This window comes from Murimonas intestini (genome assembly GCF_024622195.1).
Lineage (GTDB): Bacteria > Bacillota > Clostridia > Lachnospirales > Lachnospiraceae > Murimonas > Murimonas intestini.
On record NZ_JANKBI010000013.1, the window covers coordinates 149,551 to 173,378 of the forward strand.

The following is a 23,828-nucleotide window of genomic DNA, read 5'->3' on the forward strand; positions in this document are numbered from 1 at the left end:
CCTCCTGTCTATTTGATTTCAACATCAAAATAGTAAACTTCTTTTTGCTTTGTCTGTTCTCCCACCAAATCCTTAGGAAGTGGGGTATTCTCAATCCACTCCTGGTCATGGGGCTGCCAGCCGTACTGAACCATTGCACCCTGCATTAGCCCTAACCTGTGCGGGCCCTTAGACAATCCCCCCGGACAGTCTATATAGAGCGTTGCATAATCATCAAAATCCCAATGTTCCCATACTGCCTTTGCTATCTCATCAAAGGTTCTGGGCGGTTTTCCGTTAATTTCAAATTTCTGTTTTTCTAATGGGTATTCCACTCCGTCAACCTCAACATAATACCCCCGGACCAGGCTTAAAAAACAGCCTCGGTAATCACCTACATGAACCTGGAATTTGAAGCCGTCCTGTCCATTGTTCTGGAAGCTTCCTTCCTTAACCATATATTTATCAAACATGCTTTCTTCTCCTTTTTAATAAAATAGTATTTATGAAGTTACCATCCCAAAATCTTCAGATATTCTCTGCTTCTCCTGGCAGCCTCTGCTGGTGTCAGTCCATAATGCTCATCCTGTTCCACAACCACCCATTTTGACCCGGCTTCAATGACAGCGTCTAAAACAGGCTCCCAGATCTGCATTCCAAATCCCACCGGCCTGAATTCAAATATGCCTGTGTCCTCTTCTTCCTGCTCTGTCTCAATTCCTATCAATTTATACATATTCCTGGGATTTCCTTCTTTTATGAAATCCTTCAGATGTACGATCTCACAGCGGCTGCCATATTTCTTCAGGTACTCCACTGGACTCTGCCCCGCCACCTTGATCCAGCAGAGGTCCGGTTCCACTTTTAATATGTCCTCCGGTATCTGCTTATAAATATCATCAAATCCAAAGGTGCCGTCCGGCAGCCTGACGAATTCAAAGTCATGGTTGTGATATTCCAGTTTGATGCCGTTCTCCTTCATGACCTGTCCTATCCTTGTCATTTCCTTTTTCACTGTCTCATAGCCGTCCGTATTTGGCCTGTATTCCTCCGGAAGATAGGGAACAGCAATATATTCCACCCCTATCTTTTTGTAAGTATCTGCTACCCCCTGTGCATCTGCCATCATATCCGCCAGCGGTACGTGTGCACTGATAGGGACAAGGCCAATTTCATCCAGTGTTTTCCTGATATATTCCGGCTCCAGTCCATAAAGCCCTGCCAGTTCTACACCATCATACCCCATGGCTTTTACCTGTCTCATAACATCCGCAAAATTTTCAGGAGTGTCTTCAAGAAGGTCCCTGAGACCATATACCTGAATGCCAACCGGAAGTTTCTTCATAGTTCTCACCTGCCTTTTCTTCTAATATTTAGTATCTGTCTTCACGCAGTGCCCTTTTCTGCAGGGTACTAAAACTCCGTGTCAAACCTGTATAACCTGCCGTCGATCTCCTGCTCTCTCATGTATGTGGACGGTGAACTGTTCACTATCTCATCGTATGTCACGCTGCGTCCAAGCTCATTGGAAAGAAAGAATCCATCCGTAATAATAAGCTGATTCAGGGCTATCTCCGGTGTATTATAACGTGTCGTATCATCAAGGATCCCCAGTTTATATGCCAGCCACATGCACTGGTTGTCATTGTAGAGCATCATGCGCGGGTCTTTTCTTGCCTCCAGCATGCCATTGCTGTCACATTCCAGATCGATTCCCACATCACGGCCGTCCATTGTTCCAAAGAACCGCAGGTCCGGTTCCCCGCCAAATGACGGAGGCCTGTTTGGATTAGACCTTGCAAATTTTCCGCCCACAGTATCTGTATCCTTCACCTCAAGCCCGCCCCTGGAGCCCAGAATATAAGTCATAGCATAATCCTTGTAATTGTTAGCTGAGGTAGAGAGGAAGTGGAAACCAAGACCTGTCTCAAACCGGACAAAACCATCGATCGTATCTTCTACCCCATACCCGTCAGGCGCCGTGACCAGCTTTGGATCATAATCTACAAAATGGCCTGTAAATCCAGTTACAGACTGTACCTTAGGACAGTCAAACAGATACAGGATCTGGCCGATCACATAAATGCCAAGATCAATGGAAGGTCCATGGCCTGCAATTTTCTTTGAGAGAAAATCAGAGGTAAACTCAGGAAGATCATATCCCGGCCGCCTGCGGCTGGTACACTGCTCCAGATTTACATAGTAGGGAGTCCCAAGCTTTCCGCTCTTGATATACTCTTTTGCGACCCTGGTCTGCGGTGTCATAAGTGAACTTATCTGTACATGGAATTTTCTGTTCAGCTTTTTAGCCGCATCTGCCATCAGCTTCCCGTCAGCATATGTAACTGCCGCCGGTTTTTCGCAATAACAATCAAAGCCTGCTTTCATCACTTCAATGGAGACTGGGACATGGAGATTGTTATGCACGCACACGTCGATCGTATCGATATCATCACGTTTCAGCATTTCGTGATAATCGGTGTACATATCTTTTTCATCCATCTGGTATTCTTCTCCCCAGGCCTTCAGCCGTTCAGGGCTAATCTCCGCAATAGCCGCTATCTCTGCCCGGAATCCAAGGAGTTCTGCTCTCTCATTTATATTTTTATAAATCTGCATATGGCGGTGGGAAATCATGCCTCCGCCAATGATGCCTATCCTCACTGTCTTTATCATGTATACCTCCTTACTTTTTCTGTCTGTCTTAAGTTTCGGTTACCGGAAGCCTGCTTCCGGTAACCTTTTACCATAAACTCATCCCTGGCTGTACTTTTCTTTCTGTGTCATGAATCTTTTGTATGCTTTCTATTCTCCCGTACTGCGAAGATTACTTAGGTCAACGATTCCGATGCCATAGAGATTGATATTTTCCAGATCCTTGCGTGCCACTTCCAGATTGACCGTAGTATACAGCGCCACGGAAACATAGTGGTCCCTGAAATGCTGCTGCAGCTGGGCATAGGCTTCCTTACGCTCTGTTACGTCATAAGTCGTCAGTGCCCTCTGGCAGATTTCTGCATACTCTTCATTGCTGTATCCACATCCTCCAAAGACGTCAGAGAAACTATATGTATAACCGTCTGTTGTCCTGACTGCTTCAGAATAATAGCCGCACTGCTGTGTCGAAATGTAAAGGTCATAATCACCCTCAGCCAAAGCTGCAAAATGTACCTGCGTCTCTGCCACTTCAATTTCCATTTCAATTCCGCCGACTCTAAGCTGTTCCTGTATCATGGACAGAACTGCTGTTACTGAATTATTGATCCTGGCCTTGACTGTCATTCCATCCTCATAGCCAGCCTCAGCAAGAAGCGCTTTTGCTTTCTCTACATCTACCTCTTTCGTCTCATTCTGCGCTATTCCATCCCACATTGGGCAAAGCGGTGAGATTGTGGTATCTACATACTTGCCCAATCCAGAGATCCCCACTTCTTTGATTGACTTGATATCAAGCAGCCAGTAAACAGCCTCCCTGACTCTTTCATCCGCAAAAGGCCCTCCATTCCCACTGTTTAAGAAAAGAACTGAAGAATTTCCGCTTTCAAGAACCATTGCCTGCACACTTGGATCTGCATCATATACAGAATAGTCAGACACTGCACAGTTTAAAGCAAGATCCGCATCCCCCGACTGTACTGACATGGCACGGGCCGATGTATCTGTTATGAATACAAATTTGTATCCGGCATAATACCCCATATTGTCCTTATCCCAGTAATCTTCATTTCTCTCCAGCATGATATACTGGCCTGGAACCCACTCTGTCATTCTGTACTTTCCTGTTCCTGCATTTTCCAGATACTGTACTGTAGCATCAGCGCCCCCTGCTGCCCCCAGCACTTCACTGTCTACAGCAAGGTATACATCAAAGCCCAACAGCTCTGTTGCCTGTGCCCACGGTGTATGGAGCGCCAGAACCATATTGTAGTCATCTATGATCTCATTATTTTCCGGATCCCACATATAGTAAAAATCTGAACGTCCGCCCCTGATGCCCTGCTCAAACTGATACTGGACGTCTGCTGTCGTGAACTCTTTGCCGGACTGGAATTTTACGCCCTCGCGAAGGGTGATTGCTATATGTGTGTCATCTACATTCTCTACCTTTGTGACGAGTCCGTTATCTGTAGCCTCCATAGTGGTGACATCCTGGATCACAAGAGGTTCATAGATCAGTCTGAGGATCGCCGAGATGTGGTTTCCAAGGAAAGTTACATCCGGGACAAGCGTATTAGGCTCAGCCTCAATTGCCACTGTCAGGATCTCATCGCTGAGACTCTCCCCCGATGTTCCCTCCTCCGCGCTGACACTCATTACTGCCAAGGACGCAGTCATAACTCCCGCCAGCAGCACCGCCAACAATTTTTTCATCTTTTTCATTTCACTTCCTCCTTTTCTTAGAAATTAATATTTTGGAACATACGGCCTTCTCCGTGTGCCGCCTGTTCCGGTTTTATAAATAAGTTACTTTCAGCCAGGGCCTGTCCGTAACCTAATTATTGAATTCAGCGTAACTGTCCTGTGCCTGCACAGTTACACTTCCCCGGCCCTGTGGCATTTACAGAAGTGGCCGTTTCCCATATCCCGCAGTTTTGGTTCTGTCTGTCTGCAGATATCCTCGGCATGGGGGCATCTGGCAGCAAACCTGCAGCAGGGCTTTGGATTAACAGGACTGGTTATCTCCCCTTTCAGCAGGATCCTCTCCCGCCTGTTATGGATAGATGGAACAGGGATCGCCGAAAATAATGCCTTCGAATAGGGATGGAGCGGTCTTGCAAACAGTTCTTCAAATCCCGCCTTTTCCACTACCTGTCCCAGATACATAACCGCAATATCATCTGAGATATGCTTCACAACAGACATATCATGGGTGATAAACATATATGTCAGATCCTTATCTTTCTGAAGATCCATAAGGAGGTTCAGGATCTGTGCCTGAATTGACACATCAAGGGCTGAGACCGGCTCATCGCAGACTATGAATTCCGGGTCCAGGGACAATGCCCTGGCAATTCCGATTCTCTGCCTCCGCCCGCCGTCCAATTCATGAGGATAGGAATTGGACAGTCTTTTTGCCAGTCCCACCTCCTCCATCAGTCCAAATACCTTCTCCTCCAGATCCTTCTTTCCCTGTGCCAGCTTATATGTCTGGATTGGTTCCGCGATCAGCTGGTAAACACTCATCCTGGGATCAAGAGAGGAATACGGGTCCTGAAAGATCATCTGCATTTTCATCCGCATCTTCCTGAATTCATGGTGCTGCATACCAGTGATCTCCTGGCCGTCAAACCAGATCTCACCGGCTGTGGCATCCTCCATACGGATCAGGGTCTTACCCAATGTAGACTTCCCGCACCCGGATTCCCCCACAATACCGATGGTTTTTCCTTTTTCAATGTTCATAGTCACATCATCCACAGCGTGAAGCAGGCCGCGTGGCGTACTGTAGTACTTTTTTACATTTTTGATTTCTAACAATGGCACCTTACTCCACCTCCCCTCTTCCCGCTGCCGCGCTGCATGCTGCAAAATGCCCCCTGTTTATTTCCCTGAGCACGGGAGCGCCGTCTTTACAAGCGTCGCACCTTACACTGCATCTGTCATAAAAACTGCAGTAGCTGGGCAGATCCATTGGATTTGGCATGAGTCCTTTTATGGGTTTTAACCGCAGAGAATTGTCATACATATCCGGCATGGAATCAAACAGGCCCACAGTATAGGGGTGTACCCTGTTGTCAAAAATATCTTCCAGAGTCCCCTCTTCCACCTTCTCCCCTGCGTAAATGACCATGCACCTGTCACAAATTTCCGCAACCACTCCAAAATCATGGGTAATGAGCATAATGGCTGTACCAAACTTTTTCTGCAGGTCTCTGAGCATTTCCAATATCTGTGCCTGTATGGTAACATCGAGAGCCGTTGTCGGCTCATCCGCAATGATCAGGTTTGGGTGGCAGGCTAATGCGATAGCAATAACAACTCGCTGCTTCATGCCTCCTGAAAACTGGTGGGGATACTCCTTATATCTGTCTGCTGGAATGCCTACCAGCTCCAGCATCTCTCCTGCCCTCTCTCTTGCCTGTGCTTCAGATACATTTTCATGGATCTTGATCACCTCTGCAATCTGATCCCCCACATAGAGAACCGGGTTTAACGCTGTCATAGGATCCTGGAACATCATAGATATTTTTTTGCCCCTGATCTCCCTGTAAATCCTCTCCAGACGACGCTCATCCGCACTGCGGGCCCTCTTTTGGGCAAAGTCGAAGAATCCCTTTGATTCCGGCTTATCTGACAGCATTTCCTGCCCTTCTATCTGGATGCTGCCGCTGATCACATGAGCCGGAGGCTTTGGCAGAAGCCCCATGATACTGCGGGCAATCGTTGTCTTGCCTGCACCTGTTTCACCTACGACCCCCAGGATTTCTCCGGGTGCAATGTGAAAGGAAATATCATTTACCGCCTCCACGATTCCCTCATCCGTCTCATAATGTACGGTCAGATTTTTTACTTCTAATAACTTGCTATTTTCCGCCATCTTAAAATCCTCCCTACATTATTTCAGCCTTGGATCAAGCGCATCTCTCAATCCATTTCCAAAAAGATAAAAAGCCACAACAGTGATTGCGATCATCAGACCCGGAAAGTAAACCATATGAGGCGCCACCGCCATATACTGCTTGCCTTCCGCAAGAATCGCACCCCACTCCGGAGTCGGAGCCACAAGCCCTACACCCAGATAGCTCAGGGAGGAGATGGTCAGAATACTTGTGGCGACAACCCCCACCGCATTAATAACAATGATTCCAACCGCATTTGGCACAAGATGCCGGATCATGATCTGAAAATCGGACACCCCGATTGATTTAGAAGAATTTACATACTCATTATTCCGTACCATAAATACAGCTGCCCGGACATTCTTTGTCATTCCCTGTATCGTTCCTGCAGTGATAGCCACCACCAGCTGCCACATTCCGTTTCCTAGTATGGCTACCAGGGCAATACAGAGCAGGATACTGGGAATCGCCTGTATAATATCAATGATCCTCATAATAATATTGTCTGTTCTCCCGCCAAAGTAAGCCGCTACCAGCCCCAGGCCGCCCCCGATGACCAGCCCCAGCAGAGTGCAGATAAGGCCGATCGGCAGAGAATACCTTGTCCCGTATACACATCTGCTGAAAATATCCCTGCCCAGATGGTCTGTGCCAAACAGATGCTGCAGGGAGGGTCCAAGCCGGACCTCTGTGTAGCTCTGTTCCTGATATCCATAAGGTGCTATCAGCGGCGCAAAGATTGCAATAATAATCAGGAATAGTATAATGATCATACCAGCCATTGCCGTCTTATTCTTCCGCAGCCTTTTTAAGCCTTCCTGCATAGGCGTATTGCCTGTCTCTTTATGCCGGCCTTTCGTCTTTTTATTAAGCTTTACCATAGCCGGAGTCGTAATTTTTGACATCTTACACCGCCTCCTTTACCCGCTTTTTAGACGATTTCATAAATGTTGTCTTCAGCCTCGGGTCTACAACTGTATAAAGCACATCCACGATAATGTTGATAATGCAGCAGAGCAAAGCAATCACAATAATACCGCCCTGCAGCGCCGGGTAATTTCTGGCGCTCACTGCATCTGATATGTATTTCCCCACGCCGGGAACTGCAAATATCTGCTCCACAATAAGAGATCCGCCCAGCAGGCTGCCCAGGGCACTTCCTATACTGGCTATTACCGGGATGAGAGTATTTCTGAATGCATGTTTAAAAATCACAGTACCTTCCTTCTGCCCCTTTGCCCGGGCAGTCATGATATAATCCTGCCTGATGACCTCCAGCATATTTGTTCTGGCCGCACGGGCTGTATGTGCTATGGAGCCCACAAGTATAGCAGAAATAGGAAGTATCCAGCTTATAAGTGAACCGTTGTACATAGAAGGCAGCCAACCCAGGTTAATGGCAAACCACTGTATCAGCATCAGGGCCAGCCAGAAGTTGGGCACCGAAGCGCCAAACATGGTAAAGACCACGATTATGTTATCCACAGCGGAGTTTTGCTTCACTGCCGCCCAGATCCCCAGTGGTGTGGCTATGATCTGTGCAATAAACAAGGCCCATACTGCAAGGATGATCGTATTAGGCAGACGTTCCGCAACTTCACTGAGCACGGGCTGCTTTGTCTTATAAGAGGTCCCCAGATCCCCGTGCAGGACACCAACTACATATTTACCAAACTGGACAATGATCGGGTCATTCAGCCCCAGCTCTTCACGCAGGTTTTCTTTTGACTCTTCTGTCGCAGTCAGAGGAAGCAGTTCCAGAACCGGATCGCCAGGTGTGACGGCTTTCATTATAAATACCATCACGATAATTCCAAACATGACAGGAATAATGTACAGGATCCGCTTTATAATGTACTTTACCATTGTATTCCTCCCTATTTATTCGAATGAAATTGCCTCTCCGGTCTCTGCAGATTTCCAGGCAGCCGCCATAACAGACAGTACCCTTTTCACTTCAGATATCTTTACCAGCTGTTCGGCCTCACCATTCAGGACATCCCTGAAATTCCTGTAAAAATCCAGCACATCCGTTTGAATGGCAGGCAGTTCCTCCTCCACAATACCGCCTGGCGGCAGAGGTGCAAACTGCCTGGTGGGACCTGCCTCTGTCTCCGCGATCTGCGGCGGCAGCTTCTCAAGTACCTTCCCGGTCCTGTAAATCCTGCCATCCTGCCTGCCCAAGCTCTGAACAACCATCGTCCCTTTATCCCCCGCGGCCAGCCATCTTGGCTGATACTTCAATATATAAGTACCCAGTTCGATCTGGCAGGTGATCCCGTTATCCATTTTCATAATAATCTTAAAGTAATCATCTACTTCTTCATGCAGGATATTCTTGATGTCCGCATACACAGATTTAACTTTTGCATCCGGCATCATAAAAAGTATCTGGTCAATTAAATGCACTCCCCAGTCATACATCATTCCTCCGCCGAATTTCTTGTACAGATGCCACTCATGTACATAGCCGTTTCCTGAATGAAGAGTTGACTCAATTGTAAAAATATTGCCAAGCAGCTTGTTATCGAAAGCATATTTCACTGTCAGCATATCCTTATCCCACCTGCGGTTCTGGTGAACTGTAAAGTGAACACCGGCTTCCTTACAGGCAGCTTCCATCTCTTCCACTTCCGCCACATTAAGTGCGCAGGGCTTTTCGCTGATCACATGTTTACCTGCCTTTGCAGCTTTAATGCCAATCTCCTTGTGCAGATAATTTGGGACAGTTAAAATAACCGTATTCACGCTCTCATCTGCAAGAAGTTCTTCTGCGGAATGATATCCCGTGATTCCCTGATCCTCTGCTTCCTTTACTCTTTCCGGTAAAATATCCGCAGCAGCAACTACCTTTACTCCCCCCTCAGGAGCAATTGACGCGTGATATTTCCCCATACCTCCAAATCCTATAATCCCCAACCGGATATCCATAGACGCCTCTCCTTTCATTTGTTCCTTTCATTTTCTTTGAAATATTTCATCGTTAATGAAACTTTTTATACCCTCATTATGGTTACATTTGTGTGTTTTGTCAATAGTTTATTGAAAAAAACTGCTTTTTTGTGAAATTCGACAGTTTGCGCTTGCATTTTTTATTAATATTTCACATTTATTATTTCATAAATGAAAACTTTTCATTTTCTTCTTGTTTTCTTTTTCATTCAGGATTATAATAAATATGACACAAAACGAACAACCATCTATAAGGAGCCTGTCGCAATATGAACGTAAAGAATAAAAAGGCAACGGTTGCAAAGATTGCGGAAGCTTCCGGCACTTCCTCGGCTACCGTTTCACGGGTTTTAAACCATCCATCAATGGTAAATGAAAAAACCCTGAAAAAAATACATGCTGCAATGAAAGAACTGAACTATCCGCGGAGGGAACCGGCTGCTAAGGATAACGCATCCGGAAATCTCATACTGGTGATCACGTCAGACCCTGCCAATATGTTTTACAGCGACATTGAAAAGGGGATACGGACTTCTGCGGCTTTTCATAAAAGCCATGTTATGTTCTGCCACGATCCTATTGATGATTCAACAATGCATTATATTTCTGAACAGATAAAGAGAGGGATGGTCCAGGGTCTGATCTTCTGCACCCCTACAAAACCGGAGTATCTTGAACTGCTCTCTGCGTCTACTCCCATAGTACAATGCACAGAATTTATATCACCGGATTATTCCTATGTGGGGATCAATAATTATGAGGCTGCCAGAGCTGTATTAAACCATATTTATTTTCTTGGATACAGAAAAATATTATTTGTAAACGGGCCATTAGAATATCGTTATGCCAGAGAACGGCAGGACGCTTTTGTCCAATTTGCCAAAGAAGTGAATATACCTTATGAATCACCTTATATTGTCAACATTCCCAGGATCGATTATGACATGGCTTATGTCACTCTCACACAGCTGTTAATGTCCGAAAACAGACCGGATGCAATTTTTGCAACCTCAGATATTTTTGCCATTGCCGCTTCAAAAGCTGCTGCCCATTTTCACATTAAAGTGCCTGACGAGCTGGCCATCGTAGGGTTTGATAATATCAGCCTGCTTTCCGCAATCGCAACGCCCACGATCACATCGCTAAGCCAGCCGCGGTTTCAAATGGGCTATACTGCTGCAGACATTCTTTTTGAAGCAATGCATTCAAAAGAACCGGACAGCAAGCCAAAACATATCCTGCTGGGTACGGAGCTTATTATCCGGGAATCATCAACACTTACAGCTTTACAGCAAAGGAGTCTATTATGAATGAAGAAGAAAAAGCATTGAGCGGAATCCTTTTCTCGCCCGCTGACCCTGCTTTAGTAGAAATGAAATTAAAAGCCCATAATTTAAATACTGCTTATAACAGCACCTACGAAGATGAGACAATAAAACGCACCAGGATCCTGGATGCACTGTTCAAAACAAGAGGAACAAACTGCCGTATCCAGGGCCCTGTCTATTTTCATTACGGAAAACACACTACCATTGGCTGTAACTTTTTTGCCAATTTTAACTTTACAGTCCAGGATGACGCAGCTGTCACCATTGGCGACAACTGTAATTTTGGTCCAAATGTTACAATTGTTACCCCGATCCACCCCATGCTCCCAAACGAGCGCCGCATGATGGCGGATAAAAACGGCAGTCCAAAGCATCTATGCTATGCACTGCCTGTCACTATCGGAAATGACTGCTGGCTAGGGGCAGGGGTGACTGTCTGCTCCGGCGTAACTATAGGAGATAATTGTGTCATTGGAGCCGGAAGCGTGGTCGTCAAAGATATCCCCCCTGATTCTTTTGCTGCCGGCAATCCCTGCAAAGTCATCAGGAAACTTACAGAGCGTGACAGCATGAAATACAGACCTGAAATCTTAGCTGATAACCAGGTTCCGGATGACGGGACATGTTAAACGCCTGTTACCTTTTTACAAAAAATATGCCAAGCCACATGTTTTAGTTCGTGGCTTAGCACTATTTTCAAGTTTTATATTCTTAACACCGGAACCGCTTTATTTATCCACACTGGCTTTTCTTTTCAATACAATAGCTATGCCTGCACCCGAAATAAGCAATACTGCCAGATATAATCCCAGCGGTGTCTCATCCCCTGTCTTAGGGGTAGCTGACGGTTTTTCCGTCTGTTTTACCGCCGGCTTTTCTGTCGGTTTCTCCGTTGGTTTTTCTGTCGGCTTTTCTGTCGGTTTTTCTGTTGGAGCCTCTGTAGGCGCTTCCGTTGGAGTCTCAGTCTCTTTCACAACGTCTTCGATAGTAAAATCAATGCCTTCGGTTCCCGAAGCCGGTATTGTCAGTTCGCCGGCATCCAGCGTCTGCTTGCCGTCCTTTCCCGCAATTGCAATATTATATGCACCCGCAGGAAGCAGAGACATGTAATTTCCCTGGTCATCCGTCATAACCTCAGCGACCACCCCGCCCGTGGCCTTATCTGTGATTTTAATCACTGCCGGCAGGTCGCTGCCATTGACCTTTCCGCCGACCCGGCACAGAGTGACGTCCTGTGAAGAAACCGGCACCGACTGAGGCGCTTCGTCTGTCACAGGTATGTACGCTTCAATAATATAAGCCGTGTTTTCTGTAAGGCCTGCGAAAGTAATCTGGCCCTCTGTTGTATCCGCGTCACCTTCCCCGCCGTCAAAAAGCCAGTCAGCAGCGGTCTGGCCGTCTGTTGTCAAGACTCTGTAAACATGTCCGCTTTCCGCCCTGATGGTCAATGACGTATCATCCCTGGCTGTCACTGCCGGCGCTATTGCAGCCGGCCGGGCAGCTACGGGCAATTGCTGAACATCGCTGGCAAATTCAGTGCTTGACGTATCTTGTGAAATATCAAGTGTTGTGCCGTACCAGACTTCCTGGACCGGTACATTTCCATTAGCATCAGCTGTATATGTTGTTCCGTTAATCGTATATGAAACACCTGCGGCCAGCCCTGTCAGCTTCTTATTCGGGTAATTGGCTGCCGCCTGCGGTACCACCGCCTTAACTACAGGCAGCAACTGTGCGTCACTGTCCACATAATTGTCATCCACAGCCGTCTTTACAATGGAAATCCCCATACCTTTCCATCCGTCATCAGCCGCAATATTTCCGTCAGCGTCGGCCGTATATGGAGTTCCGTTAATCATATATGCAGCGCCTGGTTCAAAGCCTGTAAGGACGCCGTTCATATAATCCACCTGAGCCATAGGTACAGCCTCTTTGCCGCGCATGTCAAAATTTACAGATACTCCGCCAACATCCAGCGTTACTGTAACATCATCCGGGAAATTCACCTGGTCATCCAGGAAGGTGAAATTCGTTACCTGATAGTCCAGACCCTGATCCGAGACAACAATATGTACATTCAGGTCTGAATTGGTAATCGTATTTGCCCCTGGCCCGGGTGCATAGGTATCACTCTCCGAAACGAGAATATTTTGTTCAGTAAAATTTACAGTGCCTACGGAGTACAGATAGTAAGGGCCTGCATTCTGAGCGCCTCCATAATTACAATAATAACGCCATGCCCCTTCATCCGTACTGTAAAACAGGTGTCCATCATCGCAGCTGTCAAACTGCGAATCCCTCTGTATAACATTTACCGGATACCCATCCCCGTATGTGCCGGAGCCGTAAGTTGCATTTTCCTTATCCCCTGTCACTTCCAGCTCAGCGCTCAGTATGTCACTTGGAAAGTTCACGCTTGCAAAGCTCATGTCCTCCAAATTACCGTTCGTACTAATGTAAATATTGCCCGCACTCAACGTATCACTACTGTTTTTCAGGAGCTGATAATACATTACACCTCCCCCGTCTGCATAGGCCGGAATTTTTGTTCCCAAAAGACCCATCACAATGAGACAACACATCATTAATGCAGCCACTGACTTTTTACTTTTCATTTTTTCTTCTCTCCTCTCCGTTTTTTTGTATAACAGGTAATTATAAAACTCCAAACACTATATTATTGCGGTATTTTTGATGTAGTTCCTGATGCTTCAAATTCACTGTATCTGTCTTTCAGATACACAGAATTAAACATCAATTTTATTATACGACAGGGTTCTGACACCACACTGACAAATATTCTGCATTTATTTTCTTCCCATAAATATAAAATGCGGAGCAGTTCCCCGCTCCGCATCACACTACTCATATACAATTTTCTTTATTCTCTCCGCCTTCTCTCCATCACCTTGCAGAATATTATTCCCACCACAGTACTTACAAGAGTGGCCACAATGGATGGGCCTACAATGGACGTGGGATTTGCGCTCCCATACTGGCTCCTGTAGGCAATAATGTTTACCGGTATCAGCTGCAGTGATGAAATATTCAGGATAAGAAATGTACACATGGATCTGCTGGCAATATCCGGCGCCCTCTTTTTAGTATTGCCCAGTTTTCTGCATTCTTCCACATTCAGCTCTTCCAGCGCCTCCATAGCCTCTAGTCCTGCAGGCGTGGCTGCCCAGCCCAGGCCCAGGAAATTGGCAATAATGTTTGTGGTAATATGCTCCTGCGCCGGATGCCCGTCCGGCACATCAGGAAACATGAATCTGATGAATGGCCTGATTTTCTTTGACATACTCTGTATCAGGCCTGCATCCCTTGCAATTTCCATAATGCCGACCCACAGTGACATCACACCCACCATGGTAATGCAAAGAGTGACTGCTTCTTTGGAAGAAGAAAGCGCCGCATCTGTAACAGCCTGCATATTCCCTGTAATAGCTCCATAGATGATCCCTATGAGGATCATACTGCCCCAGAGGTAATTCATAAAGCCCTCCAGTATTCCATTCTCTTTACAGACTATGCTGTTTCCGGCGTGTCTATTCCACGTCAAACAGCCATCCGGCAAACTGCCGCTTACAGCAGGGCCTGATACACATCACGTTTGCTGATTCCCCTGTCTGCGGCCACCTTTTTCATGGCTTCCTTCCTGTCTATGCCTTCATCAAGATACATCTGCATATGCTCCGGGACAGTAAACTTGTCCCAGTGCCGGATCTGCTCTTCCTTGATGGTCTCACGGCTCTTTCCCTCAATTACCAGGACGCATTCACCCTTTGGCTCATTTTCCTCATAGTAGGCAGCAGCCCCGCCAAGTGTTGTGGAAAATGCAGTCTCATGCTTCTTAGTCAGCTCCCTGCATACGCTCATACGCCTGTCTCCAAGCCTCCCATACAGCTCTTTTAATGTCTTGACAAGCCTGTGGGGCGCTTCATATACGATGATGGTTCTTGTCTCTTCTTCCAGTTCCTTTAAGATATCCTGCCTCTCCTTTTTATCAGACGGCAGAAAAGCCTCAAAGCAGAATCGCCTTGTCCCGAGTCCCGACAGGGTCAGCGCTGTGACACAGGCACATGCGCCGGGCAGAGATGTCACCTCAATCCCTTCCTCATAGCAGATCCTTACCAGGTCCTCACCGGGATCTGAAATTCCCGGCGTCCCTGCATCTGTGATAAGCGCCACGTTCATCCCGCCCTTCATCTTGTCTGCCAGATAATGGGCCTTTTCTATTTTGTTATATTCATGGTAGCTGGTCATAGGTGTATGGATATCAAAATGGTTCAGCAGCTTAATACTGTTCCTTGTATCCTCGGCAGCTATCAGATCCACCTCTTTCAAAGTACGCAGTACACGCATGGTAATATCCTCCAGGTTCCCTATAGGTGTAGCGCATAAATATAATTTTCCCTGCATGTCTGCCTCCTCTGGTATATTAATATCCATATACGTCGTAGATCTCATCTGTATACACTCCCGGTTCCCTGTATACAATCAGCGGTTTCTCAACAGTTATCCTGGGCCTTCCTCCCCTGTGTGCTTCTATCAGGACCATATTTGGCTCCTTATCCGCAAACGGATAAACCAGTCTCATTCTCTTGGGTTCCAGCTTGTAACCAGTCAGCGTGCACATTATCTCCGACAGCCTGAAAGGCCTGTGCACCATAAAAAACCTGCCTCCCGGGCGCAGAAGCTTGGCGGCCTGCCTCACCACATCGTCAAGCGTGCACAGAACCTCATGGCGGGCTATGGCTTTTGGCAGATCAGGATTTACAAGTCCATGGCTGCCTGTCATATAGGGAGGATTACTTGTTATAACGTCAAAAGAAGCCGCTGGAAATATCTTATCGGCCTCTTTTATATCCCCACAGACAATGGAAATCTTTTCTTCCAGATGGTTGTAGGCCACACTGCGCCTGGCCATATCAGCACTTTCTTTCTGTATCTCCAGACCTGTAAAATGCTTTCCCTTTGTCTTGGCTTCCAGCAGAATGGGAATGATACCTGTTCCTGTCCCCAGATCCAGCACGCTCTCCCCCTCCTTTACCGAAGCAAAGCCGGAGAGCAGCACCGCATCCATACCAAAACAGAATTTCTTCTCATCCTGTATGATTTTATATCCGTTTCTGTTAAGTTCATCCAGGCGCTCGCCCGGATGCAGCTCAATCGTCATCTAATTTTGATTTCCCTTCCTTTTTCTCAAGCGCTTCCAGCTCTTTTAATTCTCTCTCTTCTTTGCTGAGCTGGGCCTGCCCGCCCTTCTTGTCCTTCTTCTTTCTTGGTTTGAACTTCAGATCATTTACTGAGTATTCACGCAGTTCCTTCTCATCCTCCACATCCACCAGAACCTTGACCTGCTGCCGGAGCACGCTCACACTCTGTACTTCCCCTTTAAGGCCGTCATCTGTGATCACAGAGTCACCCAGTCCGGGAAGCCTTCCATTGAGGTATTCATAAGTCTCTTCCTCATTCTTCAGGCAGCACATCAGCCTTCCGCACACACCTGATATCTTTGTGGGATTTAATGAGAGATTCTGCTCCTTAGCCATCTTGATAGATACTGGAGCAAACTCTGAGAGGTAGGTATGGCAGCAGAGAGGTCTGCCGCAGATGCCGATCCCTCCGATGATCTTTGTCTCATCCCTGACTCCTATCTGGCGAAGCTCGATCCTTGTCTTAAACACAGCAGCCAGATCCTTTACAAGATCCCTGAAATCAATCCTGCCATCTGCCGTAAAATAAAACAGCACCTTATTATTGTCAAAGGTGTATTCAGCATCAATGAGCTTCATTTCCAGCTTATGCTTCTGGATCTTCTCCCGGCAGATGCGCATGGCATCCTTTTCCTTCTCCCTGTTCCTGGCAGCTTTTGCATCATCCTCGGCATTTGCCACACGAATGACAGCCTTCAGGGGCTGGATCACCTTCTTATCCTCAACCTCCTGGACACGGCCGACAACACTTCCGTATTCGATGCCTCTTGCCGTCTCCACTATAACATGGTCATCAGGTTTTATCTGAAAATGCTTGGGGTCAAAATAATAAACCTTCCCTGCATTCCGAAATCTTACTCCTACAATTTTTATCATTACTTAATTCTCCTTTATTAAGAGGAACAACAATCCTATTACAAGCTCAAAATTTACGTTAGCATTAAGTCTGGTCTTTGCTTTCTGGAGGGCCTTCAGTATCTCTTCAATCCCCTCATAAGAGCTGATATTGGCCTGATCTGAAATGGACTGGGCCTGATCCTTAAAGATAAGCCCGTCTATATCCTTTGTCGCCTTAAAATAAAGCACATCCCGGTACCATACCGCCAGAAAATCCAGGAAGTCCTGTACTTCCAGCTTAAATTCTGAGATACCTTTCATATGGCTCATAATATCACTCATATCCATCTTTCTGACATTCTTTAAAAGATGGAGGGCTGCTGCCCTTATCTCATTAAAACTGTCGGAAGAAGCCAGCTGCACCGCTTTTCCTATATTTCCCTGCGCAAATGCCACACACACATCAGCCTGATAATCAGGTACCTGAACATGCTCCATGAGGTATTTCTTTACCTCTTCATCCGGCACTGGTTTCATGGAAAGCGTCACACACCGTGACAGGATAGTCGGCAGCATAGAAGATACATTTCCTGCCAGCAGAAGGATGACGGCATATGACGGCGGCTCTTCAATTGTCTTGAGCAGGGCATTCTGGGCCTGCACAGTCATCTTATCAGCGTCATTCACAATATAGACCTTATACTTGCTGCTGTAAGGCTTTATCAGCACATCTCCCACCAGCTGCTCCCTGATCTCCTCAACACCAATACTGTTGGGTTTTTCATGTGTCACATATATAATATCAGGGTGATTCCTGCTCTCCGCCTGCTTACAGGCGTGACAGATACCGCATGCATCCGTCTGACCCTGCTCACACTGCAGTGTCTGCGCAAAAGCTGTCGCTATTGTCCTCTTCCCTGATCCTTTTTCACCTGCCAGAATGTAAGCGTGGGAAATCTTATCCATCTTTATTGCATTCTGAAAGTGTTCTATGATCTGTCCGTGTCCTACTATATCTCTAAATCCAGGCATCGTATCACCCCTTTATATCTGATTCAACCACGCTGTACGTGATTTGCTGCTGTCATTATAGCATAGTTTTTATAACAGAACCAGCCCTTTTATATGCTTGATATAGGACGCGGCCTCCTCAATGCATATCTCCCGGTCCCCGTCGTTGCAGAACCTTTTTTCAATTTGGGCCTTTCTGATGTTTTCCTCAGAAAAGTCCCGGCTGTCTGCCAGAAAACGCCTGCACATTTCCTCATAGTCAGGGTTCGCCTGCTTCCGTTCCCTCTTCAGTGCACGCTCCAGCCTGTTGTCATCAGATACCTCTATATAAATTGGAACCAGCATGTCAGCTCCAAAATATTCCTGCAGCTTTTCATAAGACACGAGCGTACCGATCGCCAGATAATCATGGCGCTCCAGATCGATCTGGCCGTCATCCACAGTGGCATATTTCCATATACCCTGTACAGTATGGTAGGCCCTCATCTCAATAATTCTGTCCGCCCGCTCAAATTCATGCAGCTTTTCTTCGTCCACAAAGTGGTACTGTACACCGTCAGTCTCCTTTGCCCTTATGGGCCTTGTGGTATATAATATTATATTTTTAAGTCCCAGCTCATCCCTGTTTATAAGCTCCTCAAAAATAGTATCCTTTCCCGATGAGCTCTTGCCCATCACATAAAATATCCTACCCATAACACCTCATACTTTCCGCGTGCCCAAGTCTCTCCTGCTTCCTTCAGCAGCGCTCCAGCACCTCTATCGATTCAGCTTCATAGTCAGAGCACCCCTGTATGCTGTGCCCCAGCTTTTTATATTGTAATACTTTCTCTATAAACTCACCACTTATTTTTTCTCCAGGCACGATCAGCGGTATTCCGGGGGGATACAGATACATGTACTCGGCAGATATCTCTCCTTCACTTTCCTGCAGCATCAGCCGTTTTCTTCTGTACCCATCGTCACCGCGCCCTGCGGCCTTCCATATGGGAAGCACAGCTATATTTTCAGGCAGGCCGTCCTCCTTCTGACAGCATCCTGACTCCTGAAGATCAGTCTCCCAAATATGGGGCACTTCTTCATCAATACTGTAAAGAGCCCGTACAAGCCGGTCATAGCCTTCCCTGGTGTCCATGACAGAAGTCATTGCCAGAGCATATCTGCCCGCGGCCATCTCCAGCCAGAGGCCATACTCACACCGCAGACGTTCATAGAGTTCATTTCCCGGGATTTTTCCCTTTATGTCTGATATTATGATCTTAGACATGTCCACATCATAAATATCTGCCCGCCTCTCAATATCTGCCACACGTATCCTGTGAAGCGCCTGTGCCCTTTCCCTGAATTCCTTCAGCCTCTTTACATAGCTTTCAAACAGCTCTTCCCCTCTCTCCCGAAGAAGGCCCACACATGAGTCCATGCTGGCCATAAGTACATAAGACGGGCTGCTTGTCTGGTATATCCCCAGATAATCCCTCAGGGCCGCCCTGTCTGCAAGTTTTCCATTTACATGTACAAGAGCTGTCTGTGTCAGGCACGGAAGCGTCTTATGAAGACTGTGTATAACAATATCAGCGCCCTGCTTTACAGAACTCTCCGGAAAATATTCATGAAAGCCAAAGTGTGCCCCGTGAGCCTCATCCACTATCAGAGGTACATGATGTCTGTGCGCCGCCTCAGCTATTCCTCCTACATCAGATACTATGCCGTCATAAGTGGGTGAAGTGATAAATACCGCCCTGATATCCGGATACTTTATCAACATCTCCTCCACTTTTTCAGGAAGTAATCCACCATTTATCCCCAGCTGCCCCACCTTTTGTGGATAAATATATGTAACCTTCAGCTGCCTGAGGAAAACTGCATGGTACGCCGCCTTATGGCAGTTCCTGGTCATGAGTATGCGGCTGCCGCAGAGTGCGCACGCCGATATGGCGCTCAGTATGCCTGCCGTACTTCCATTCACACAGAAATAAGTTTCCTCACTGCCATACAGATGTGCGGCGCGCTCTTCTGCCTCCTTTAATATCCCCTGTGCGTGATGAAGATTATCAAACCCTTCTATCTCCGTAATATCTATCTGATAAGGATTTTCAAAATCCATTCCCCGCCGCTTATGCCCCGGCATATGGAATGGGTATGCATCCGACTGTCCGAAGGATTTAAGCTTATCATAGAGTAACTGCATAAAATTTCCTCCCTGCCGCTTCTCTCCAAATACTGTTTTTTATTCTAACTATTCAGTACCCTTGAATCATTTTTTTACGGTCTGTGCAGTAAATGCACAGACCTGCTGAATAGTTACAATTTATTTTACAATATTTTTATGTAAAAAGATAGTAAAACCCGGCAGGAGCATATTGGCTGGCTCCTACCGGGTTTCTGTCCATACGCCGCTATTGCGCGGGGTGTTGCTGTTCACACACCGTTAGTTACTGTCCGTAATAAGCATTTGGTCCATGCTTTCTCATAAAATGTTTATCCTGGATCACCTGAGGCGCAGGCGGCACATCCGCCCTCAGACGCTCTGTCCTGGCTGCCATCTTGGCTACCTCCTCAAGGACAACTGCATTATGCACTGCCTCAGCGGCATCCTTTCCCCAGGTAAACGGTCCGTGGTTAGCACAGAGCACTCCCGGTACAAAGACAGGGTTCTTCTCCTTAAAGGTCTCTATAATAACAAGGCCTGTATTCTTTTCATACGCTTCACTGATCTCTTCCTCTGTCAGGTTCCTTGCACACGGGATATCCCCATAAAAGTAATCTGCATGTGTCGTTCCATAGCACGGAATGCTCCTGCAGGCCTGAGCCCATGATGTGGCCCATGGAGAGTGGGTATGTACGATACCGCCGATCTGCGGGAATGCTTTGTACAATTCCAGATGTGTAGGTGTGTCTGAAGACGGTTTATATTTACCTTCAACCTTATTTCCCTCCAGATCCATGACTACCATATCCTCCGGCTGCAGCTTATCATAATCAACTCCTGACGGCTTTATAACAAAAAGCCCCCTCTCCCTGTCAATCCCGCTGACATTCCCCCAGGTATACGTAATCAGCCCTCTCCTAGGAAGCTCCATATTTGCTTCATAAACCTGCTGCTTCAATTCTTCTAACATACTTGTCTCCTTCCCTGATACGGCCCTTACAGCCGCATCTGCACTGTACAGTTACGTTTTCTCTATTTTAACCCAGGTCCCTGGTGCAAGTCAATCTTGTATGGTACTTCATTGGCCGCCCCTCTTTTGCCAGGCATTTACATAAGTCAATGAGAAGTTTTAAAAGTTTTCTTTCACAGATGCGATCCATGCCTCAATGGCCTGAGCCAATATAAACTGCTGCCGCAAAACAGCTTTTCCAGTCTCCGGGATCTCCGGGTTATTTTCCTTCATGCTCATATTTTCTTCCAGATACATTTTCATAGTTTTTACACTGCTTTCAATATTGTCCAGGCATATCTTCTGTTTTTCAGGGGAAAGACTGTCCAGATTGACTATAACAGCGTTAAAGTCCAGAAATATATTGACAGGCTCAGATGCGATTCCCAACATTAATTTTTCAAATTCTTTTTCCCCATCACCCGTCAGCGAATAAACAGCCTTCTCCGCCATTTTGCCTTCCTTTACCAGAATCCCTTTAATGAGTCCTTTTTTCTCAAGCTGTATTACCTTTTTATAGATAGAGGGAGTACTGATTTTAACCCACCTGGAAATATTGCGGTATTCAACCATTTTCTGAATATCATAAGCACTTAACGGTTCGTTCTTTACCATTCCTAATACAATCAGATCAATCGTTGCCATAAAAAACCATCCTTTTAAACTTTATTTCCGCGGGCAGCGAGCCACGTGAACATGCTTGCATGTGAATTTGGCAGCTGCTGCGGAGTATTTAGCTCTTGACTTTTACTATAATTTATAGCAGTATCAATTCCACTACTATTTTGTACTATACTTTATAGTATTATGTTTTATATTTTATGTCAAGAGAAAAGGAGAGTTAACATGAATGAAAGAAGTAAAAAAACAGAACTGCTGGGAAGCCTGCCAATACCCAAAGCGTTTTTAGCAATGGGACTGCCTGCTATGATCGGTATGATGATCAATGCACTGTACAATCTGGCAGACGCTTACTTTGTAGGAGGGCTGGGAACAAGCCAGATGGGTGCGATCTCTGTGGCATTTCCTATCGGACAGGTAATTGTGGGATTAGGCCTGCTGTTTGGAAATGGGGCCGCATCGTATATTTCCAGATTGCTGGGTAAAGGAGATCAGAAAACTGCAGACAAAGCTGCCAGCACCGCTCTTTACTCCAGTATTTTTGCAGGTGCAGTCCTCATCATCTGCACACTTATTTTTCTTAATCCAGTCCTTAAGCTTTTAGGCGCAACTGAGAGCATTCTCCCATACGCCCTCACATATGCAGGTATTTATACCGCTTCATCTATTTTCAACATATTTAACGTTACTATGAATAATATTGTGACGAGTGAGGGAGCCGCTAAAACTACCATGTTCGCGCTGCTTTCAGGCGCTCTCCTGAACATTATTCTGGATCCCATCTTTATCTATGTCCTGAACTGGGGAGTTGCCGGCGCAGCAGCAGCCACAGCCATCTCTCAGATAATTTCTGCTTTAGTATATTTATACTATATTCTCAGCAAAAAAGTGTTTTCAGCTTTAGTATTAAAAAATGCTGCTTCTCAAAGGAAATCATATCAGAAATATTAAAGATAGGCATCCCCACAATGATCTTTCAGTTACTTACAAGCCTGTCCATATCACTCATCAATATGAGGGCAAAAGAGTACGGTGATTCTGTAATCGCAGGAATGGGGGCCGTGACAAGGATCATTTCTATGGGAAGCCTCATGGTCTTCGGATTCATCAAAGGCTTTCAGCCAATTGCCGGATACAGCTATGGCGCCAGAAAGTATGACCGCTTACGTGAAACAATCAGGACCGCCATTATCTGGTCAACTGTTTTTTGTGCCGTCTTCGGAATTGCCGCAGCCATATTTTCCAAAACAATCATCTCCGGTTTTACAAAAGACGATATGGATATGATAGAAACAGGCCGGAAAGCATTAATAGCAAACGGCCTGTCCTTTCTTCTTTTCGGTTTCTATACCGTGTATTCCTCTCTTTATCTGGCACTTGGAAAAGCAAAAGAAGGTCTCATCCTGGGCGCCTGCCGTCAGGGCCTCTTCTTTGTCCCCATCATTCTGATCCTGCCGCTCCTCTGGAACATAAACGGTATCCTCTATGCACAGCCGATCTCAGATATAATATCTGCTGTCATCACTGTCTTTATGGGGGTGCATCTTCATGGGGAACTGGATTTGTTGAGGCGGTTAACGGAATAACAGGACGCTTTGTGTTGATAGTTAGTGAGCTGTCAGGCAGGGCAGGGATGCAGGGTTCTGTCCGAACCGCTGCGTCCTGAAACTCTAAGGCCGCGTGAAACGCTAGAACCGCAGCCTCCGGAGCCTAAGATTTTCATGTCCTCGCTCAAGTCCTTCACCACGAACCCACCCGGCCGCCTGTCCCTCCCGCTGATGCCAAAGCTATCGATGCAAAGCTGGCTCCCGTAATGAGGATGGGGTATGGATCAAAACACTACCTTATTGGATTCCCAAAACATATCCACATATATAGTAGTTTTCCGCCCCAATCCCAGCCTGTTTATAACAGCCAGCTTTGTGGCAGTAAACTTGAAGCCGTCAGGAAGGGGGGCGGTGGGCAAAGGCCGTTGTGGCGGACTATAGTGAGGAGGATGAAAATCTTAGGCTCCGTGTTCCGCGGTCAGCAAAAACGAGCGCTTGCGCTCGAGGCCGGAGCTGTCTGAGGGGCGGTTGCATCGGCAAACGCACCGAGTTTCCGGCCGCTTTTTGCGGTTCGAGCGGGGCACGGAGCCTTAGATTTTCACTCCGCAGCGGTCGG

21 protein-coding genes and 1 pseudogene are annotated in these 23,828 nt (G+C 46.6%); 3 read left to right on the top strand and 19 right to left on the bottom strand.

The annotated features are described in order from the left end of the window. Nucleotides 1–8 precede the first annotated feature (8 nt). The 9 genes from NSB28_RS17335 to NSB28_RS17375 form a co-directional block, all read right to left on the bottom strand. On the bottom strand, nucleotides 9–452 hold the full coding sequence (locus NSB28_RS17335) for a C-glycoside deglycosidase beta subunit domain-containing protein (protein WP_109747722.1): 444 nt from the start codon (nucleotides 450–452) through the stop codon (nucleotides 9–11). 38 nt (nucleotides 453–490) lie between these two features. Beyond that, nucleotides 491–1,324, bottom strand: a complete 834-nt coding sequence (locus NSB28_RS17340; RefSeq protein ID WP_109747723.1) for a sugar phosphate isomerase/epimerase family protein — start codon at nucleotides 1,322–1,324, stop codon at nucleotides 491–493. 68 nt (nucleotides 1,325–1,392) lie between these two features. Continuing rightward, a complete protein-coding gene (locus NSB28_RS17345) occupies nucleotides 1,393–2,655 on the bottom strand; it encodes a Gfo/Idh/MocA family protein (RefSeq protein ID WP_109747724.1) in 1,263 nt (420 codons plus the stop codon). Nucleotides 2,656–2,784: 129 nt separating this feature from the next. Further along, nucleotides 2,785–4,359 (bottom strand): ABC transporter substrate-binding protein, encoded by a 1,575-nt coding sequence (locus tag NSB28_RS17350; protein WP_109747725.1) that lies wholly within the window; start codon nucleotides 4,357–4,359, stop codon nucleotides 2,785–2,787. Nucleotides 4,360–4,512: 153 nt separating this feature from the next. Then, a complete protein-coding gene (locus NSB28_RS17355) occupies nucleotides 4,513–5,463 on the bottom strand; it encodes an ABC transporter ATP-binding protein (protein WP_257497527.1) in 951 nt (316 codons plus the stop codon). 1 nt (nucleotide 5,464) lies between these two features. Further along, nucleotides 5,465–6,517, bottom strand: a complete 1,053-nt coding sequence (locus NSB28_RS17360) for an ABC transporter ATP-binding protein (protein ID WP_109747726.1) — start codon at nucleotides 6,515–6,517, stop codon at nucleotides 5,465–5,467. Nucleotides 6,518–6,535: 18 nt separating this feature from the next. After that, the gene (locus NSB28_RS17365; RefSeq protein WP_109747727.1) at nucleotides 6,536–7,444 is read right to left on the bottom strand and encodes an ABC transporter permease; all 909 of its coding nucleotides are present in this window, start codon (nucleotides 7,442–7,444) and stop codon (nucleotides 6,536–6,538) included. A 1-nt stretch (nucleotide 7,445) separates the two neighbouring features. Continuing rightward, nucleotides 7,446–8,405 carry an ABC transporter permease gene (locus NSB28_RS17370; RefSeq protein ID WP_109747728.1) on the bottom strand — a complete coding sequence of 320 codons (960 nt, stop codon included), beginning with the start codon at nucleotides 8,403–8,405 and terminating at the stop codon, nucleotides 7,446–7,448. A gap of 15 nt (nucleotides 8,406–8,420) precedes the next feature. After that, complete coding sequence (locus tag NSB28_RS17375; RefSeq protein WP_109747729.1) at nucleotides 8,421–9,470, bottom strand: Gfo/Idh/MocA family protein; 1,050 nt, start codon at nucleotides 9,468–9,470, stop codon at nucleotides 8,421–8,423. Between the two features lie 290 nt (nucleotides 9,471–9,760). On the opposite strand from NSB28_RS17375, the gene NSB28_RS17380 reads away from it, so the two are divergent. Next, on the top strand, nucleotides 9,761–10,801 hold the full coding sequence (locus NSB28_RS17380; RefSeq protein WP_109747730.1) for a LacI family DNA-binding transcriptional regulator: 1,041 nt from the start codon (nucleotides 9,761–9,763) through the stop codon (nucleotides 10,799–10,801). Beyond that, the gene (locus NSB28_RS17385; protein WP_109747731.1) at nucleotides 10,798–11,448 is read left to right on the top strand and encodes a sugar O-acetyltransferase; all 651 of its coding nucleotides are present in this window, start codon (nucleotides 10,798–10,800) and stop codon (nucleotides 11,446–11,448) included. Before NSB28_RS17380 ends, NSB28_RS17385 begins: the two co-directional genes overlap by 4 nt. A gap of 99 nt (nucleotides 11,449–11,547) precedes the next feature. Here the strand turns inward: NSB28_RS17385 and NSB28_RS17390 are convergent, their stop codons facing one another. From NSB28_RS17390 to NSB28_RS17435, 10 genes are all read right to left on the bottom strand, one after another. Further along, nucleotides 11,548–13,434: a sortase B protein-sorting domain-containing protein gene (locus NSB28_RS17390; protein WP_109747732.1), complete on the bottom strand. Its 1,887-nt coding sequence runs from the start codon at nucleotides 13,432–13,434 to the stop codon at nucleotides 11,548–11,550. A 266-nt stretch (nucleotides 13,435–13,700) separates the two neighbouring features. Next, nucleotides 13,701–14,315, bottom strand: a complete 615-nt coding sequence (locus NSB28_RS17395; protein ID WP_109747734.1) for a nucleoside recognition domain-containing protein — start codon at nucleotides 14,313–14,315, stop codon at nucleotides 13,701–13,703. An 89-nt stretch (nucleotides 14,316–14,404) separates the two neighbouring features. Beyond that, on the bottom strand, nucleotides 14,405–15,241 hold the full coding sequence (gene rsmI, locus NSB28_RS17400; RefSeq protein ID WP_109747735.1) for a 16S rRNA (cytidine(1402)-2'-O)-methyltransferase: 837 nt from the start codon (nucleotides 15,239–15,241) through the stop codon (nucleotides 14,405–14,407). 19 nt (nucleotides 15,242–15,260) lie between these two features. Further along, complete coding sequence (locus NSB28_RS17405) at nucleotides 15,261–15,998, bottom strand: tRNA1(Val) (adenine(37)-N6)-methyltransferase (RefSeq protein ID WP_109747736.1); 738 nt, start codon at nucleotides 15,996–15,998, stop codon at nucleotides 15,261–15,263. Continuing rightward, nucleotides 15,988–16,914: a PSP1 domain-containing protein gene (locus tag NSB28_RS17410; RefSeq protein WP_109747737.1), complete on the bottom strand. Its 927-nt coding sequence runs from the start codon at nucleotides 16,912–16,914 to the stop codon at nucleotides 15,988–15,990. Before NSB28_RS17410 ends, NSB28_RS17405 begins: the two co-directional genes overlap by 11 nt. A 3-nt stretch (nucleotides 16,915–16,917) precedes the next feature. Next, a complete protein-coding gene (gene holB, locus NSB28_RS17415) occupies nucleotides 16,918–17,907 on the bottom strand; it encodes a DNA polymerase III subunit delta' (RefSeq protein ID WP_109747738.1) in 990 nt (329 codons plus the stop codon). 69 nt (nucleotides 17,908–17,976) lie between these two features. Beyond that, the gene (locus NSB28_RS17420; protein ID WP_109747739.1) at nucleotides 17,977–18,582 is read right to left on the bottom strand and encodes a nucleoside/nucleotide kinase family protein; all 606 of its coding nucleotides are present in this window, start codon (nucleotides 18,580–18,582) and stop codon (nucleotides 17,977–17,979) included. 43 nt (nucleotides 18,583–18,625) lie between these two features. After that, on the bottom strand, nucleotides 18,626–20,074 hold the full coding sequence (locus NSB28_RS17425) for an aminotransferase class I/II-fold pyridoxal phosphate-dependent enzyme (protein WP_109747740.1): 1,449 nt from the start codon (nucleotides 20,072–20,074) through the stop codon (nucleotides 18,626–18,628). 244 nt (nucleotides 20,075–20,318) lie between these two features. Continuing rightward, a complete protein-coding gene (locus NSB28_RS17430) occupies nucleotides 20,319–21,005 on the bottom strand; it encodes an L-ribulose-5-phosphate 4-epimerase (RefSeq protein ID WP_109747741.1) in 687 nt (228 codons plus the stop codon). Between the two features lie 159 nt (nucleotides 21,006–21,164). Then, nucleotides 21,165–21,689 carry a PadR family transcriptional regulator gene (locus NSB28_RS17435; protein WP_109747742.1) on the bottom strand — a complete coding sequence of 175 codons (525 nt, stop codon included), beginning with the start codon at nucleotides 21,687–21,689 and terminating at the stop codon, nucleotides 21,165–21,167. A gap of 201 nt (nucleotides 21,690–21,890) precedes the next feature. Here NSB28_RS17435 and NSB28_RS25005 point away from each other — a divergent pair. After that, nucleotides 21,891–23,251 (top strand): annotated as a pseudogene (locus NSB28_RS25005) (MATE family efflux transporter). The last annotated feature ends 577 nt before the right edge of the window (nucleotides 23,252–23,828 follow it).